The sequence below is a fragment of the Halomarina halobia genome, assembly GCF_029338575.1.
GTDB classification, from domain to species: Archaea; Halobacteriota; Halobacteria; order Halobacteriales; family Haloarculaceae; genus Halomarina; species Halomarina halobia.
Genome location: NZ_CP119992.1, coordinates 2303716 through 2321679, shown reverse-complemented (window position 1 = coordinate 2321679; position 17964 = coordinate 2303716). Strand labels below are relative to the sequence as shown.

At 67.4% G+C, this 17964-nt stretch carries 12 protein-coding genes and 1 pseudogene; 7 read left to right on the top strand and 6 right to left on the bottom strand.

Annotation, left to right across the window (positions count from 1 at the left end):
* Positions 1-12: 12 nt before the first annotated feature.
* Entirely contained in the window at positions 13-1242 is a 1230-nt protein-coding gene (locus tag P1K31_RS12245) for a S8 family peptidase (RefSeq protein WP_276303605.1), read from the bottom strand.
* A gap of 501 nt (positions 1243-1743) precedes the next feature.
* Here P1K31_RS12245 and P1K31_RS12240 point away from each other — a divergent pair.
* Positions 1744-2478, top strand: a complete 735-nt coding sequence (locus P1K31_RS12240) for a hypothetical protein (RefSeq protein ID WP_276303604.1) — start codon at positions 1744-1746, stop codon at positions 2476-2478.
* Positions 2479-2676: 198 nt separating this feature from the next.
* Positions 2677-2871, top strand: a complete 195-nt coding sequence (locus P1K31_RS12235) for a hypothetical protein (RefSeq protein ID WP_276303603.1) — start codon at positions 2677-2679, stop codon at positions 2869-2871.
* 168 nt (positions 2872-3039) lie between these two features.
* Here the strand turns inward: P1K31_RS12235 and P1K31_RS12230 are convergent, their stop codons facing one another.
* The 3 genes from P1K31_RS12230 to P1K31_RS12220 all read right to left on the bottom strand — a co-directional run bounded on the left by P1K31_RS12230 (position 3040) and on the right by P1K31_RS12220 (position 8975).
* Positions 3040-3726, bottom strand: a complete 687-nt coding sequence (locus tag P1K31_RS12230) for a hypothetical protein (RefSeq protein WP_276303602.1) — start codon at positions 3724-3726, stop codon at positions 3040-3042.
* 281 nt (positions 3727-4007) lie between these two features.
* Positions 4008-7205, bottom strand: coding sequence for a PAS domain S-box protein (locus P1K31_RS12225; protein ID WP_276303601.1), 3198 nt, complete (start codon positions 7203-7205; stop codon positions 4008-4010).
* 120 nt (positions 7206-7325) lie between these two features.
* Positions 7326-8975, bottom strand: a complete 1650-nt coding sequence (locus tag P1K31_RS12220; protein WP_276303600.1) for a bacterio-opsin activator domain-containing protein — start codon at positions 8973-8975, stop codon at positions 7326-7328.
* A gap of 717 nt (positions 8976-9692) precedes the next feature.
* On the opposite strand from P1K31_RS12220, the pseudogene thiC reads away from it, so the two are divergent.
* The 3 genes and pseudogenes from thiC (at position 9693) to P1K31_RS12205 (ending at position 12274) form a co-directional block, all read left to right on the top strand.
* Positions 9693-11089 (top strand): annotated as a pseudogene (gene thiC, locus P1K31_RS12215) (phosphomethylpyrimidine synthase ThiC).
* A gap of 237 nt (positions 11090-11326) precedes the next feature.
* A complete protein-coding gene (locus P1K31_RS12210; RefSeq protein ID WP_276303599.1) occupies positions 11327-11917 on the top strand; it encodes a PaaI family thioesterase in 591 nt (196 codons plus the stop codon).
* A gap of 57 nt (positions 11918-11974) precedes the next feature.
* Positions 11975-12274 (top strand): translation initiation factor, encoded by a 300-nt coding sequence (locus P1K31_RS12205; RefSeq protein ID WP_368410807.1) that lies wholly within the window; start codon positions 11975-11977, stop codon positions 12272-12274.
* 84 nt (positions 12275-12358) lie between these two features.
* Here P1K31_RS12205 and P1K31_RS12200 read toward each other — a convergent pair whose 3' ends face one another.
* A complete protein-coding gene (locus P1K31_RS12200) occupies positions 12359-12829 on the bottom strand; it encodes a hypothetical protein (RefSeq protein ID WP_276303598.1) in 471 nt (156 codons plus the stop codon).
* Between the two features lie 325 nt (positions 12830-13154).
* Here P1K31_RS12200 and P1K31_RS12195 point away from each other — a divergent pair, with 325 nt between their 5' ends.
* Complete coding sequence (locus P1K31_RS12195; protein ID WP_276303597.1) at positions 13155-14060, top strand: serine/threonine-protein kinase RIO2; 906 nt, start codon at positions 13155-13157, stop codon at positions 14058-14060.
* 107 nt (positions 14061-14167) lie between these two features.
* The gene (locus P1K31_RS12190; RefSeq protein WP_276303596.1) at positions 14168-14959 is read left to right on the top strand and encodes a hypothetical protein; all 792 of its coding nucleotides are present in this window, start codon (positions 14168-14170) and stop codon (positions 14957-14959) included.
* Positions 14960-15004: 45 nt separating this feature from the next.
* Here the strand turns inward: P1K31_RS12190 and P1K31_RS12185 are convergent, their stop codons facing one another.
* Positions 15005-17314 (bottom strand): cation:proton antiporter domain-containing protein, encoded by a 2310-nt coding sequence (locus tag P1K31_RS12185; protein ID WP_276303595.1) that lies wholly within the window; start codon positions 17312-17314, stop codon positions 15005-15007.
* Between the last annotated feature and the right edge of the window lie 650 nt (positions 17315-17964).

Here is a 17964-nt window from a genome sequence, read left to right as displayed (position 1 = left end):
GACGGGCGTCGCCTACCGCTCGAGGCCGAACGCCCGCGCGACGTTGACCACGCCGTTGCCTTGCTCGGTCGCGTCGAGACCGACGTCCTCGGCGGTCTCGCGCAGGCGCTTGCGCGCCTCGACGTTCGAGCGCCTGTCGGCCATCAGCAGCGCCGCCGCGCCGGCGACGTGCGGGGAGGCCATCGACGTGCCGGAGTTCGCCCGGTAGTCGCCGCCCGGTACGGTCGAGTAGATGTCCTCGCCCGGCGCGGCCAGTTCGATCTCCGGGCCGGTCAGCGAGAACTCGGCGAGTTCGCCGGTGCCGGTCGTCGCGCTCACCGCGATCACGTCGTCGTACGCCGCGGGATAGCGGACGATGCTGTTGTCCTCCCCCTCGTCGACGTTCCCGGCGGACGCGACGAGCAGCACGCCCTTCTCGTAGGCGTACGTGCAGGCGTCCCCGATCACGCCCGACGGTTCCTCCTCGCCGATGCTGAGGTTCGCGACGTCCCACCCCTGATCGCCCACGAACTGGATGCCGGCGGCGACGTCGGAGGCCTCGATGCCCGATTCGGAGCCGATCTTGACCGCGTGGAGGGTCGCCTCGGGTGCCACGCCGACGACGCCCTGCCCGTTGTCGACGGCACCCGCGATGCCGGCGACGTGCGTGCCGTGCCCGTGGTCGTCCTGCCACGGGGGGAGATCCGAGTTCTCCTCGGCGTCGTCGTCGATGATGATCTTCGTCCCGTCCTCGTCCTCGTCGACGATCACCTCCTCGCTGCGTTCCGCGAACGCCTTCCCGTCGCCCAGGTTCGGCCGCAGGTCGGTGTGCGTGCTCCCGATCCCGGTGTCGAGGACCGCGACGGAGGCCCCCTTTCCAGTGATCCCGCTCTCGTGAGCGGCGGTACCCTCGATCCGTTCGACGCCGTTCGGGACGGACTCCGGACGGGACGGTCGCTCCTCGCTCGTCTCGTCGTGGTCGTGGAGGCGCAACTGACTGTTCGCCTCGACGTACCGGATGTCCGGCTGCCCGGCGAGCCACCCGGCCACGCTCTCCGGGAGGCGAAGTGTCACGGCGTCGAAGTCGAACTCACGGACGACCTCCGACGCCTCGGACAGTGCGGCGTCGAGCCCGCTCTCCTCCGCGTAGCCGACGTTGACCTCGACGAACTCCTCCCGATCGAGGAACGTCCAACCGCCGACGCCGAGCGTGGCTATGCCGCCCACCGCACCGGCCGCTCGCAGGAACTGGCGCCGGTTCACGGGCGTAGATGTATCTCTATGGATCATGATATGTCGGTTGTTTTATCGCCGTTCCGTTGTGGGCCTGGTTACCACCCAGTAACCACCCAAGCTTGGTATCGCTTATTAAATATTCCGATTCGCCTACCGTTCTTTACAGTAGCACATCAAATAAACGCACATACTCCCATTAATTCTCCAAATTGTCCAAAACTGTCGGTGGGTCGTAGGGGTCGGCGGGGACCGGGCTGCGCTTCTCGAAGAACAGCGACGCGAAACGGCGTTTCGGCCGTTGTATTCCCGTATTTCCGGAGCCCTCACGTTACGCGCGAACCTCCGTGATCCGATGCGTCATTCGTCCGGACGACGTTCGGTCCCAGGCACATGTCTAACGTCGATCAATTAACGTGAGCGAGCTCTCGGGGCGTACGTGTTTCCACTCGTCGGGACGTGTTCGCCCGCGCGCGAGCGTCCGGGGTCGGGCGCGCACGACCCCATCGGTGACCAGTTCATATAGGTGCGGTGTCAATTACCTCCGAGGGTGGCGGGGTCGGCCTGCCCGAGAGGGGTGAGATGAACGGGAAGTACAACCTGACACTGATCGCACTGATCGCCGTCGTCTGGGTCAGCACCGGTGCGCCGGCGGTACCGGTCGACGACGCGCGGACCGGCGCTCCGGTCGCGGGCGAACCGCCCGGCGGATACGCCAGTACCGCCGACGGCGCGGAGGCCCGGATCGGAGTCGGCGACGGCGACGACAGCGGCGAGAGGGACACTGACGGCACGGCCGTCGAGATCGAGCGAGCCGACGGCTACACCAGTGTCGAGGGCGACGGCTTCGACTACGAGAACGACGACGGCAGCGTCGAGCTCGACACCGACGGCGGCCTCGAGATCGAGATCGATCGCGACGGCGACGTCGACATCGAGGGACCGGGCTACGGGATCGAACAGCGCGGCGACGAACTCGACGTGACGGGAGACGGCATCGACTACGAGAACGACGGCGGAAACGCCGACGTGGAAACCGCGGGCTGGGAGATCGAGCAGGAAGCCGGGCACACCAGCGTCGAGGGCGACGGCTTCGACTACGAGAACGACGACGGCAGCGTCGAGCTCGACACCGACGACGGCCTCGAGATCGAGATCGACCGCGACGGCGACGTCGACATCGAGGGACCGGGCTACGGGATCGAACAGCGCGGCGACGAACTCGACGTGGAGCGGGACGCGCCGGAGCCCGCCGAGGCCCCGTGACAGTGATTCGCATAGGCCCGCGTGCTCCTAACTGATTAGGCGGACAGTACACTTCTGTCGGTCGCCAGTGTATAGCCGAGCATCAACACCGAACGGACGGACGGGAACGGCCAGACACGTTCGTCTGTACTATCGGGGGCGCGAACGCCGCGCGGATCGCGGGCGCGCGGGCACGGATCCACGGTTCGACCCGCCACGATGCCGAAAAAAGTCCAGGAGACCCACATGAACTACGTGAACGACACCGGAGCGGGGACCACCCAACCGCCGGGCGACACCGCTCGGTACGCCGTGCTGGAACTCGAAGCCGACGAGGCCCTGCTGTACGACTGCGACAACCCCCGGGCCTGGATCTGGACCACGATAGTACTCGCCATCGACGACTATCGGTGACGGTCGTCGATCGTCGCTCCTCCTTCGTCGCTCCTTCTTCGTCGCTCCTTCTTCCGTGATATCGTGGGTACCGACCCGCGAGACCGAGCCGAGCGTTCGCCGACATCGCTACCCGTGCGAGCGTCGGTGTCGAAAAATCGGGGCGTGGGTTCCGGTCAGCGGGTGCGATCAGTTGTGTTCGATGTCGGCGCGCTCGCCGTCGCTCTCGACGTCGAAGCCGTCGTTGCCCTCGACTTCGAGGCGGTCGTCGTCCTGCTCGACGTCGTGGTCGTCGTCGTCGTACTCGACGTCACCGTCGCCGCTGTTCTCGTACTCGACGTCGTCGTTCTCGTACTCTAGGTCGCCGTCGCGCTGTTCGATCTCGTCGTCGGCGGACTCGATGTCGACGTCGCCGCTGTCGCTATCGAACTCGAGGTCGACGGGGCCGTCCACGCTCTCGAAGTCGAGATCGCCGTCGGCGGTCGTCTCGTAGTCGATGTTGTCGTTCTCGACTTCGGCGTCGTCATCGGACTCCTCGATCTCGAGGTCCTCGCTCTCGAGGTCGACGTCGTCACCGTCGTTCGCGGTCTCGTAGTCGAAGTCGCCGTCGCGGTCCTCGACCTCGACGTCACCGTCTTCGGTATGTTCGATCTCCTGGTCGTCGCTCTCGATGTCGAGGCCGTCATCGACGCTCTCGACGTCAAACATGTCGCTTCCGCCGCCGTTTCCGTCGCCGGGGGACACGTTGCCGTCAGTGTCGTTACCGTTACCGTTCGCCTGGTTACCGTCGTTCTGCGCCGCCAGCGCTCCCATGGATCCGAGGACCACGGTTACGAGGACGACGATGACCAGCGCGGATTTGAGTGTTCTCTTCATGGTTGGTTCGGGCGTTCCGATTGCGTTTTCCACTCCCACTCTCCGTGGGATACTCCGGGGTTGCACCGCCACCGGCGAGTAGTAGCGACCTACAGACGTAGGCGGACCGCGACCTACGGGATTAGGTCACTGCGAGGTCGTCCGTCGGTCGGCGGCGCGGCGGGCGGCGGGCGACGACCTACGGGGTTAGGTGCGGGCGGGGGTCGGTACCTACGTTCGATCCCGCGGGCGTCGGTCTCGACACCCCCGCCGGACTGCGGACGGGAGTGGCGGGAGGGCACCTACACGTGGTGATCCTGCGCCTCGCTGATGAACGCCTCGAGGAGTTTCTGCTCCGCCTTCCGGAGGTGCTGATGGAGCGTCGGCGACGAGATCCCCAGGGAGTCCGCGAGTTCGGCGGCGGTGTTCTTGCGCGGCCAGTCGTAGTACCCGGAGGCGTAGGCGGACTCGATGGCGGTCTTCTGCTTGTCCGTGAGCCGATCCTCGAGGTCGTCGCGGAACTCGGCGGCCGTCTTGACGGGACGGTTGACGTCCCGCTTCGCGACCAGCGTCGACTCGGGATAGAGCGCCCGGAACGCCTCGACGATGTTCCGAACGTCCGCGGTCAACGGCGCTTCGGCGACGAGGCGGCCTACGCCGTCGGTCGCGACCGTGCTCCGGACGGTCGCGCCGACCCCCATCAACACCCGGGAGGCCGACCCCGTCTTGACCAACTCCAGGAGGATCTCGCCGTCGTGCTCGCCGATGATCCGAGAGTCCTCGACGGCGTCGACGTCGTCTGCCACCGCCAGCACGTCGGCGACGGACGCGTCCCGCACCCTGAGATAGCAGAGGAACTTCCCGTCCTCGAGGGCGGTCTCCTGTTCGAGCTGACACCGACTGCCGAGTCGATCGGAGAACGTGACGGCGACGCTTCGCGGATCGGTCACCTCGAACTCGAGTTCGACGACCGAATCCGAGAGGAGCAACTCCCTGTTCAGCGCGGCGTTGATCGCGAACCCGATGACGTCGCCGAGCACGCCGAACCCGATCTGGGTCTCGCTGAACACGTCCTCGCGGGACGTGCTGACGACCAGCACGCCGTAGATCCGGTCCCCGTACGTGATCGGGATGGCGGCGACCGCCTCCACCTCCCGGGGAACGGGCTCGTCGTCGACGTGGATCTCGGGTTCGTGTTCCGCGACCTGGTACTGGCGGATCACCTGAACCTCGCCGCTCCGGATGGCCCGGGCCACGACGCCGTTTCCGATCTGCGAGACGGGCATCGCGTCGAGCGCGTCGAGGTAGCCGTCGTCGACGCCGGCGCCCACCTGCGGCGTGACGTCCTCGCCGGCCATCTCGACGGCCCCGATCCACGCGCTCTCGTAGAAGTCGGACGCGGCCAGTCGGTCGCAGACGACCTGGTTGATCTCCTCGCGCGTGGTCGCGTTGATGAGCCGCCGGATGAGTTCCTGGACGAGGGTCGTGATCTGGTTGAACGTGTCGAGCTGGTCGTGCTGCTGGCGGAGTTCGCGCTGGTTCCGGCGGAGGATCTGTTCGCGCTCGTCGCGCTCGAGCGCCGCCCTGACGTCCGCCGCCAGTAGCTCGGCGCAGTGGGCGTCGAGCTCCTCGACGGCGTTCGACCGCGTGAAGACGGTTAACGTCCCGTAGTCGCCGAGCGGGAGGTGCAGGCTCACCTGGTTCGGCCCGCCCCGGCAGGGTTCACCCTCGTCCGCCGTGGTGATCACCATCTCGCGCTGTCGGTAGGCGCGGCCGGCGAGCGTCGCGTCGAGGTCGAACGCGACGCAGGACTCGACGAGTTCCCTCGCCCGGTCGGTCATGGCGACCGGTTCGAGCACGTTCGTCTCCGGGTCGAACAGGCGAACGCAGCTGACGTCGGACCCGAGGACGCGCTCTACGGTCTCGAGCGCCCGGCGAGCGATCACGCCCGTGGTCTCGGCGACCATCAGGTCGCGGCTCGCCTCGTTGAGCGCCTCGAGCTTCCGCTCGTGGGCCTTGCGCTCGGTGATGTCCCGGACGGCGTACACCAGCACGCCGTGGTCGAGTTCCGTCAGCGTCAACTCCTGGGGGAAGGTGCTCCCGTCCCTGCGTCGCCCGACCGCCTCGCCGCGCCACCGACCCTCGCGCCGAACGGTCGGCAGGACGTCCGACGCCAGGCGCTCGATCTCCGCCTCGTCGTAGAGCCGCTGCCAGGTCTCCCCGACGAGGTCCCCGGGATCGTCGTAGCCGTAGATCTCGGCGTGGGCCTCGTTGACGTAGACGTACGTCTCGTCCTCGTCGAGGATTGCCATGCCGTCGGTCGCCGTCTCCATGGCCGCCGAGCGCTGGCGGATCTCCCGCTCGTGGCGTCTGCGCTCGGAGACGTCGCGGACGAGCGCCAGCACGTGCGGTCGATCGTCGATCTCGATCCGGGACGCCGAGATCTCCGTCGGGAGGACCTCCTCGCCGGACGTGTAACAGCAGAGTTCGTCGGTCCAGCCGGCACCCTCGGCCAGGACCTCGTCGATGAACGCGCCGAACTGCGACAGCTCGTCCACGTGCACGTCGGACGGGGTGAGGTCGAGCAGTTCGTCCCGGGAGTAGCCGAGCAGGTCACACGCCTGTGGGTTGCACTCCTCGTACTCGTTTCGCTCGGGGTCGAAGATCAGGATCGCGTCGTTCGCGTGCTCGAAGATCGTCTCGAAGCGCTTCTTCGCCTCCCTGATCTCCCGCTCCCGCTGCTTCCGTTCGGTGATGTCCGCGTAGATCGCGTAGGCACCGGGGGTACCGTCCGCCTCGAAGAGGACGACGTGGGCGAGGAACTCGCGGGGACCGTCGACCGTCTGACGCCGAACCTCGGCCTTGACCTCCTCGTCGCGAAGTAGTCGGCCGACGAACGAGCGGTGCTCCTCGTACTCCTCTTCGGGGACGAGGACGTCGTCGATGGTGCGGCCGACGACGTCCTCGGCGTCGTACCCGAACACGCGCTCGAAGGCGTCGTTGACCGCTCTGATGACCGGCGCGCCGTCCTTGAAGTCGCAGTCGACGATCGGATCGCTCGAGTTCTCGAACAGCGTCGCGCGGCGGTGGCGCTCCGCTTCCAGCCGGTGGTTGGGGCCGCGGCGCTCGGGGGCCTCGCGCACCGTCACGGTGTAGAACTGCTCGTCGTCGTACTCGATGTCGCGAGCCGAGATCGTGACCGGAACGTCGTTCCCGTCGTGATCGGCGAGCACGAGCCCCTGTTGGCCGCCGTCTGATCGAGCGCGGCCCCGGTCCGCGCGCGCTCTGATCAGGTCGAGCGGCGGGATCGTGTTCTCGGAGAAGAGCCGGTCGATAGGTCGGCCGCCCAGTTCGCCGCGGTCGTACCCGAGAAGGCGCTCGACGTACCGATTAGCGAAGACGATGGCCCCGCCGGTATCGAGGACGAGGATGCCCTCGGCGGTGGTCGCGACCACCGCCCGGAAGAGGGCACTATCCACCCGTGAGTGCGGCTGAGACATACCTGGCGTGACAGTATGCGATCGGGTTGAAAGTGAATGCTACCTCGATCTCGAGGCACCGTCGGTAGCCGCGGGGAGTCATTCGCTACTTCGAAGAGATCCGGCCGGGAACGGAGGTCGCTAGCGGGACGGAGACGGCTCGGACAGCAGATCGAGGTAGTTCTCGATGAGTTTCCGCTCGGCCGCCTGTAGGTGCTGGAAGAGCGTCGATCCCGAGATGTGGAGGTCGGCGGCCACCTCCTGGCCGGTGCTCTTGCGCGGGAAGTCGTAGTAGCCCGCGAAGTAGGCGGTTCGAAGCGCGGTCAGCTGTTTCTCCGTGAGCCGTTCCTCGAGTCGCTGGCCCATCCGCTCGGTCGTCCGTACCGGCCGATCGACGGTCCGCTTCCTGGCCAGCGTCCAGTCGGGCGAATGCGCCCGGATGACGTCGACGAGTTCGTCGAGATCGTCGTCCGAGGCGGCCTCGATGACCACCCGGTTCTCGTCGGGGTCGGCGACGGCCGTCCGGATCACCGCACCGACGTCGACGACGTGGTTGAGGAAGTCGGACGGCTTCACCCGGATCTCGAACCGATACTTCCCGTTGTACCGGGCGATCATCCGGTAGTCCTCGACCACGTCGGCCGCTTCGATCACCTCGCGGACCCGCCCCGGCCGGACGCCCTCGACCGTGAGGAAGTGGAGTAGCGACTCCCCGGGGCCCCGAACGATGTCGTCGACGCGACAGCGGCAGCGACACTCCGCGGCGAGCGTGGCGAAGAACGCCGCCGGTTCGGCGGCTCGAAGCTCGAGTTCGACCACCGTGTCCGCGAGGAGCAGGCGCTCCTGCTTGAGAGCGTAGATGGCGAATCCGATCGTCTTCGCCAGGGTTTCGAGCGACGTCCGCTCGTGTCCGTCGAAGGCGTCCGGCCGGTCGGAGTGCACTACGAGCACGCCGTAGATCGTCTCCCCGTGCATGAGCGGAAGCGCGATGCCCGACCGCTCCCCTCGGTCGCGCGCGAATCGCTTCACGGGCTCGGGAACGAGCGGGTCCTCGTCGATCCGCCGGGAGACGAAGGTGCCCCCGCGGAGGAGCGTTTCGCCCATCTCGCAGTCCTCGATGGCGTCGGGGGCAACCTCGGCGAGCATCCCGCGGACGGCCTCCCGGCCCGTCCCTGCACGGGGGACGAGCCGTCCGTCCCCCACGCTTCGCTCGCCGATCCACGCGGTCGTGTAGAACGGCGTCCCGGTCAGCCGCTCGCAGACCGCCGCCTCGAGTTCCTCCCGCGTCGTCGGGACCACCAGCCCCTGGATGATCTCCTCGATGAGGTGATGGATCCCGTCGAGCATCTCCAGTTCGTCCCTCTGACGCCGTAATCGCCGTCTGCGTTCCTTGCGTTCGGTGATGTCCTGGGTGACCATCACGAAGCCGCGAAGCTCGCCGTCGTCTCGGATCGGGGTGAGCGTAACGGCGGTCCAGCACGTCGACCCGTCCCTCCTCCGGCACAGGGTCTCGCCCTCGAACCGACCGGCCTCCGCGGCGCGCTCGAGCATCCGCCAGGGCTCCTCGCGGGCGAGCGCCTTCCGCGACCCGAGAGTCGAGAGCGGTTCGCCGATGATCTCGGAGCCGCTGTAGCCGTATATTCGAACGCACCCGGCGTTCCAGCTCGCTATCGTCCCGTCCGGGTCGAGCGCGGCGATCGCGTACCCATCGACGTCCCGCACCGCCGATCGAAGCGGCCGACCGCTCACGTCCCGCGCGGCGTCCGGGTCGGTTCGAGCGGTATCGCTCACGGCGACCACGTCCGCCGTAACGCGTCCGCATCCGTCGACTCGCGCGGCCCGCCGCCGAACGGATCGCAGTCCCGCCGTTCATTCATCGTCGAAGGGTATTCGCGATCGCACCACAGTACGACCGCCAAGCTACTTGTTACCATTCAACTCACGATGGCACGGAGTTGGTTCCGTAGGTAATTCAAACGAGTTCGTATAAAGTCGAAATGAGTGCGACTAATTCGAACGGGGTACCGCTGGGTAAGCAAGCGAGAGCAAGTAAAGCGTTGGACCGGTTCGTCGTTCAACGACGAACTGGACGTGTCAGTGAATGGTACGTCGATGCCCGAGCGACGGTCGCGCCGGAAACCGGATCGACGGTCCGCCTTCGGCCGACTGCGCGGCACCTCTCCGGATATCATCCGCACGGTGATCGTCCGACGGGCACGCCTCATAAAGTGAATTTCGCTATACGAAATGCTCTGCGGCGTGATCTCCGCCATGACGTACCTGTTCACGTACCTATCCGGAATCGTTTCCGGACGAACCGACCCTCCAAAAGGAGGTGGCAGGACCGAATCGACCTCGAAGAGCTCGTTCGTTTCGATGGATGGGAGTAGACCACGCGGCCCACCTGTAGTCCTGTTTTCGAGCCACCACCTTTAATGACTCGATTATATTACACAGTAATACATGACGCAACTCCAGCGAGCGCGGGACGGTGAAGTGACTGACGCAATGGTACGTGTCGCCGACCGTGAAAATCGTGATCCGGAGTTCGTCCGCAAGCGGGTAGCGAACGGACAAGCGGTCATCCCGCGGAATCACCGCCACGAGGCGCTCGATCCGATGATCATCGGTCGCGAGTTCGCCACCAAAGTCAACGCAAACATCGGCAACAGCGACACGACCAGCGATCTCGAAGGTGAACTCCGGAAGCTCCACACGGCGATTCACTACGGCGCGGATACCGTGATGGACCTCAGTACGGGTAGTGATCTCGACACGATCCGGGAGGCGAACGTCGGACATTCGCCCGTGCCCGTCGGCACTGTCCCGATATACGAGGCTGTCAAGCGTGCCGGGAGTCCCGAGGGGATCACGACCTGCTGCTCGAAGTCATCGAGCAGCAGGCCGAGCAAGGTATCGATTATATGACTATCCACGCCGGCGTACTGTTGGAGCACCTCCCACTGACCGACGGTCGCAAAACGGGTATCGTCTCTCGGGGTGGGTCGATCCTGGCAAAGTGGATCGAGGAGAACGGTATGCAGAACCCTCTCTACGCGAGGTTCGAGGAGATCTGCGGGATTTTCGCCGAACACGACGTCACGTTCAGTCTCGGCGACGGACTCCGACCGGGATCGCTCGCAGATGCCAGCGATGCCGCGCAGTTCGCCGAACTCGAGACGCTCGGCGATCTTACTCGCACTGCGTGGGACCACGGCGTGCAGGTGATGGTCGAGGGGCCGGGCCACGTCCCGATGAATCAAGTGACGGAAAACGTCGAACGCCAGCAGGAGGTCTGTGACGGTGCGCCGTTCTACCTCCTCGGTCCGCTCGTGACCGACATCGCGCCCGGTTACGACCACATCACGAGCGCGATCGGGGCTGCTATCGCCGCGGAAGCGGGGGCCGCAATGCTCTGTTACGTGACCCCGAAGGAACACCTGGGGCTGCCCGAGGAGGGGGACGTTCGGGATGGACTCGCGGCGTATCGAATCGCGGCCCACGCGGGAGACGTAGCGAACGGCCTCCCGGGGGCGCGAGATTGGGACGACGCGCTCTCGGAAGCGCGATACGAGTTCGACTGGCGTCGTCAGTTCGATCTGGCGCTGGACCCCGAACGGGCCCAGGCCTACCACGACCAGACGCTCCCCGGGGATAATTACAAAGAGGCGCGGTTCTGCTCGATGTGTGGCGCGGAGTTCTGTTCGATGCGGATCGATCAAGACGCTCGGGACGCCGACGGGGAGATGGAGACGATTGACGACTCGACAGACCTCGGCACGTCGGATGCAGCCGAGGCGAACCTCCCGCCGACCGGGACTCACGATATGAGTCGAGTGCCCCAGATGCCGGAGTTCACGGGGATCGGCCACGACCGGTCGGAGGAAAATCCGGCGGACGACTAGCTGCAAACAGGACCCCCGGGTCGAGTCGTGTAGAAGTTCCGCCGTCCCGGGTTCGCGCTCGATCGCTCCGCGAGCACGTGCCGGACACGCCGGCTGACGACGGAACGTCGTCGCCGGCTTCGACTACTGTTATACTGTCCGCTGTACCCGTTTCGAGGCATTCGGCATTCCGAGTGCCGAATACCCCCCATCGACGTACAGCGGACAGTATATGTTCGCCGGGTCGCAGTGACGGACATGGCAACCGACGAGGAGACCGTCGAGGTGACGCTCTCGGCCGACGAGTACGACCGGCTGCGCGACGTGACGGACGACCCCGCCGCGCTGGTGCGCGAGGCGGCGCTCGATCGGGTCGATCTCGAGGAGGCGATCGCGCTCACGCGGGACGGCGGGTTCCGCGAGGCGATGGGACGCGAGCGGATGACGGGCGAGCCGATCCCGCGCCCGCCCGTGGGTGAGCTCGTCGGGTTCGACGTCGAGGCGGTCGCGGACGGGGAGTCGCGCCTGACGTTCGAGGCCGGTCCGGAGCACGCGAACCCGATGGGGACGCTCCACGGAGGGATCGTCTGCGACGTGGGCGACGCGGCGATGGGGACCGCCTACGCGAGCACCCTCGATGAGGACGAGTCGTTCACGACCCTCGAACTCTCCGTCAACTACCTCCGACCGGTCTGGTCCGGCCGACTGGAGGCCGTCGGCCGGGTCGTCGAGCGCGGCAGCACGATCGGCCTCGTCGAGTGCGACGTGACCACCGAGGAGGGAAAGCGCGTCGCGCGGCTCTCGAGCACGTGTATGACGCTGCGGGAGGACAGAGCGGCGGGGCGGTAGTTCGCCCGACGAGGGTGCCCGGGCCAATCTTATACCCGCGCGTCGCCTACCCCTCACGTGGCAGACAAAGACCTCAGCGACATCGCCGGTCTCCCGAGCGACCTCGGCATCGGCGAGGACCTCGCGCGCGCCGAGCAGGTGCTCTCGGTGCGCGTCGAACGCCGCCGCTACGGCAAGCCAGTGACTATCGTCGAGGGGTTCGACGAGCACGCCATCGACCTCGACGAGCTGGCCTCGACGCTCAAGCGCCGCCTCGCCACCGGCGGAACCGTCGACGACGACCGGATCGAACTCCAGGGCGACCACGCGAATCGACTCCCCGACGTCCTCCGCGACGAGGGGTTCACGGTCGAGTAACCGCCCGCAGCGACCGCACCCGTTTTCGAGCCGTATCCGCACCGAGAGCGATAGCGGTGGACGGTGCGGGATCGACCGATCGGCTCAGTTCCCCGTCTCGAACGTCCCGGCGGGACCCGGCCCGTCGTACGTCACCAGCGCTCGGTCGACGGACTCCGTACCCTCCCTTCGACAGCGGACGAACAGGGTGGCGAGTTCGACTTCGCCCGCACCTCCGCCGCCTCCCTCGCCGCGCGTTCCCGACGTGAGGTAGGCGTGAACCGCGCCACCGCCGTCTTCCTCGACGACCCGATCCAGACGGAGAGCCAGGTCCCGAGAGGGCAGGACGACCTGGACGATGAGGAGGAACGACCGCTCGAAATCAGTCCCTTCGACGAGCGAGATCGCCGCCCGCTCGCCGAGTACTTCCAGCCGGTCGCGGTTCACGAGCCGTAGTTCGTCGTCGTTCCTCACCAGCCACGCCCGCCGCCGATCCTCCGAGTGGCCCGTCAGCCCGTCCTCTATCACCGGCGGCGCGTCCCCGGGCGAGGGTTGCTCGACGAGACGGTGCTCCACCCGAATCCCGTCTCGCGCTCCCTCCGCCCGGTTGGATAACGGGTTCGCGAGGCAACCGGCCAGCGCGCCCCCCACGCCGGCGTATCCGGTAACGAGTACCGCACGTCTAGTGACATCGGGGACCATACGCGTGTACGCGAACGCGCAGCACAATCACGATTCCGGTCACGACCGCCGCCCTCTCGACGTTCGTCCCGGTTTCGGAGCGCCCGACGCGTTCGGTGCGTCGGGGACGATCACCGGCGGACGACATTTCGTATCCCGACATACGGTTTATCCCCCTGCGACGCGGGGCGCTTTTACCGCCCCGCCCGGTAGAACGTCCATGGTGCGGAACGTCGCCAGCGAGTTTCTCGAGCTCGAGCCCGAGGACTTCTATCTCCTCTCGGGAATCGAGCACGGGATGCGGTTCAGCCGGTGGGTCGATCGGGAGAAGGTCACGGAGTTCTCGCGGCTCGATCCCGAGGAGGTCGACTACCGGCTGGACCGGTGTGAGGACCGGGAGCTCGTAGAGCGCAAGACCGTCCACTACCAGGGGTTCCGCCTCACGTTCGAGGGGTACGACGCGCTCGCGCTGCGGGCGTTCACCGAGCGCGACACGATCCGGGGGTTCGGCGCACCCCTCGGCGTCGGCAAGGAGAGCGACGTCTACGAGGTCCAGTCGTACAAGCCCCTGGCGCTCAAGTTCCACCGCGAGGGGTACACGAACTTCCGCGAGGTGCGCCGCGAGCGCGAGTACACCTCGGAACACCGCCACGTCTCCTGGTTCTACACCGCGCGGAAGGCCGCAGAGCGCGAGTACGAGGCGCTCGAGGCCGTCTACCCCGAGGTGCGCGTCCCCCGCCCGATCGATCAGAACCGCCACGCCATCGTGATGGAGAAGCTCCCGGGCGTCGAACTCTCCCGGGCTGAACTCGACCAGGGGCAGGTCGTCGGCGTCCTCGATCTCGTCCTTCGGGAGTTGACCGCCGCCTACCGCGCCGGCTACGTCCACGCCGACATGAGCGAGTACAACGTCTTCGTCGACACCGACGGCGTCACGATCTTCGACTGGCCCCAGGCCGTCCCGACCGACCACGAGAACGCGGACGAGTTCCTCCGGCGCGACGTGGCGAACCTCATGCGCTACTTCCGGCGGAAATACCCACAGCGGATGGACGAGGAGGACGCGGACGCCGTCGCGGCCGCGATCCGCGCCGACGAGTTCGACACGGTGCGCGCGTTCCGATGAATCGAAAGGCGCTATACGAAATACGGAGCCTGGGCGAGCGGCGGAGAGCCCCCGAGCGCGAGCGAGAAGCGGGACGCTTATTCGCCGCACTTCCATCGGTCACACCGATGGCGAGGAATCGGCCGGGGACGAGTCGACTCGACAGTCGACCCGAGAGCGTCGGCGATCACCTGAAGGGGACGGCGATAATCGTGGCGCTGTTCATCGTACCGCTCAGCGCGATCCTCGTGTTCGTCGTCGGCGTCGGCCCGGGGCTCTACGACTTCACCGCCGCCGAGAACGCGACGAACGGGTCGGACGCCGGAAACGCGACCGACGGACCCGGCGGCCCCGGCCGACCCGGAGCGGCGGCGTCGACCGGGGCGTCCACGGAGACGCCCGCCGAGACGCCGGCAGCCGACACCCCCGAGGGGACTCCCCCGGACGAATCACCGACCGAGACGTCGTCGTCGACGCCTACCGGGACGCCCGAGGCCACCGCGACCGCGACGGAGACCCCCGCGTCGACGGAGACGCCGACCGAGACGCCGGCGTCGACGCCGACGCCCGCTCCGACCCCCGCGCCCGAGAACCGGACGCTGGTGGTCGAACGGACGGACGAGAACGCGTCGGCGAACTACACGGTGAACGTGACCGGGGGGATTCGGGCGAACGACTCCGTGGAACCGGACGACGCGATCGGCGGGGACGGTCGGAGCGTGACCGGGACGGTCGACGACGCGCGCGACGCGTACACGTTCACCGGCGAGGTCGAGCGCGCGGAGGTGGTCGGGAACGCGACGATCAGCGTCGACGGCGAGATCATCGCCCCGCGGTCCGACCGCGACTCGAACGACACGAACGACACGAACGAGACGAGGAGTTCGAACGACACGAACGACACGAACGAGAGCGGCTGACGAGTCCGCCCGAGACCGGACCACACCCCCACCCCGTTTCAGGCGTCAGGCGGAGCTGAGGACGGCGACCGGGCAGGGGGCGTTCTTGACGATGTACTCGACGCGGTGGCCGAAGAACGCCCGCTGGGAGACTGGACGGAGGCTCGATCCCATCATGACCAGATCGTGGCCGCCCTCCTCGATCAACCGGACCAGTTCCTCCTCGGGTTCCTCCCTCGCGACTAACACGCGCGTGCTCACCTCGACGCCCATCCGCCGGCCGCGGTCGGCCGCCTCGTCGACGATCTCCTCCCTGAACTCGACCAGCGAGTGGACGTTCTGGTTCCGGCGGGCGACGAACCGGTTGCTTCGGCGGGGCGGGTTCACGTAGTGGACGAGTTCGACCATCGCGTCCCGGTCGCGGGCGACGGCGAACGCGACCTCGGCGGCGTGACGGTTGTACTGCATCCCCGCCGTCGGGAGGAGGATACGCTGGATCGGGTTCTCGTCGACGCCGTATCGGCCGGTCGTCCGGTCCTCGTGGGCGTCGACGACCATGACGGGACACGGCGCGTTCACGATGATGCGGTCGACGGCGGCACCGAACAGCGGGTCGTTCGGCCGAGCGCCGCGCTCCGCGGCCCCGAGCACGAGCAGGTCGTACCCCTGCTCGGCCTCGGCGAGGACGGTCTCGGTCGCGCCGACCGTCTCCTCCCGGACGACGTTCCGGAGATCGTTGTCGCCGTCGAGCGCCAGCCGTTCGGTCATGACCTCGAAGCACCGATCCGGATCGTCCTGGATGGATCGGTCGTCGTCGGCCTCCGCGACGTCGACGGCTCCCGAGGGGTCGCCGCCGTCGGGGAGCAACCGCGCGAACCACCTACCGGAAGCCGTGGAACGGGGACCGGTCGTCGAGGACCCGCTCCGCGCGAGGTACATGTTGGTGACCTCGATCTCCTCGCCGCGGGTCATCAGCCCCACGAGGCGGGCGGCGAACTGCGAGTCCTCGCTTCCGCGGGTGGGGATGAGCACGCGCGTGAGGTTGGCGACGAAGCTCCGCTCGCGCTCTGCCTCGCGTTCGAGGCGCTCGCGCTCCTCCTCGCCCATCTCGATCCGCGGAACCGTAAAGCGCAGCAGCGGCGGGGCCATGATCGAGGTGACGATGGCGACCATGACGATGATCGTGTACATCGCGCCGGTGAGGACGCCGAGGCTGAGGCCGATGGTGGCGATGATGATCTCCATCGCCCCGCGGGCGTTCATGCCCGCGCCGAGGCTGATCCCCTCCCACCGCGAGAGCCCGGCGGCCGCCGCGCCGACGTACGTCCCGACGAACTTCCCCGCGATCGCGACGCCGAGCGCGGCCATCCCGACCGCGAACACCGTCGGGTCGAGCATGGCCGCGAGGTTCACCCGCAGACCGGCGGTGGCGAAGAAGATCGGCGCGAAGACGCCGACGGTGACGACCTCGAAGAGGTGTCGCGCCTGGCGGTCGAACCGCTTCACGTCGCCGACGAGGATGCCGACGACGAACGCGCCGAGCACCGCCTCGATGCCGAGGTAGTGCGTCAGGGAGCCGACGCCGAGCGCGAGCACCATCAGCGTCGTGATCTTCGCCGTGTCCCCGCCCACGGCGTTGTCGACGAAGCGGACGATGCGCCTCGACAGACGGCGGCCGAGGGTGAACGAGACCCCGAGGAAGACCAGCAGAATCAGGATCGTCTCGGCCGCGGACCCGAGGTCGACGACCCCGCTCCGCGCGAGGCCGGCGACGACCGACAGCATGATCCAGCCGAGGCTGTCGTTGATCATCCCCGACGCGAGCGTGATCTGCCCGATGTCACGCCGGACGAGGTCCATGTCCATCAGCACCTTCGCGATGACAGGGATGGAGGAGATGCTCATCGCGGTCGCGACGAACAGGCTGAACACCAGCCGCTGGTCGGGCGACACGAGGAACTCGGCGGGGAGGACGTACGCGAGCGCGAAGCCGAACGCGAACGGGACGGCGACCCCGGCGATGGCGACGCTCGTCGCGGACTTCGCCCGGGCGACGATGAGATCGAGGTCGGTTTCGAGGCCAGTGAGCACGAGCAGCATCAGCAGCCCGACCCACGAGACGACTTCGAGCAGGTGGAACTGCTCGGCCGCGAGGGGGAAGACCGCCTCGAAGACCCCCGGGGCGACCGTCCCGAGGATGGACGGGCCGACGACGATGCCCGCGAGCAACTCGCCGACGACCGACGGGAGGTCCGCCCTCGTCGCGAGCACGCCCAGTCCCCGCGCCACCAGCAACAGCAGGAACAGCTGGAAGAACAGCAGCAACAGGGCGTGGTGGTCGATCGGTTCGACCACCTGCTGGAGGACCACCGGCATCACGGCTCACCCTCGGGCCGGGGGCGGAGCCGCCGGTCGGGTCGGGTCGGAGCGGTCGCAGAGCGGTTCTGCCGTGCGCTCGATACGGCGTATCGGTGGGTGCGGTTACTCATGGTTCGATGGGACGGTGTGACCGAAGGAGGGCCGATCAGACCGGCGTCTTCGTCGCCGGAGGCGCGTCAGCGGGGCGATGCGCCGAGCGTGGGTCGTCGACGCAGGGTCCGTCGGACGGCGGGCGCGTCCGCGGGTCGTCCGTCGAGTCGGTCGGCCGAGACGGCGTCGGCGCGGACGCCGAGTGCGACGGAGACGAGGCCCGGAGCCAGTTCCCCCACCGGGTCGGTGGTCGCGAGTCCGTCGGCGTCCCGCGCGTCGATCGCGATGCGGCGCGTGGGCTCGGTCGTGAGCGACGAGCGGCGTGCGCTCGGACCGCTGCACGGCCCCTCTACGGGACGGAGCGTGATAAATAGTAGGTATAGATTATCGAATCGATAAAATTTTAATCAAATAGTAGCAGACCGTCTTGTACCGCGGCGGCAGATCGAGCCGCGCGCCGGGTCGCGCTCCCGCCGGCCGCGTCGGTCGCCCCTCCGCCGTGGGGCCAGTTCTCGTTACCGACGAGCCACACGGACTCGACTCCTCGCCCTGCGAAC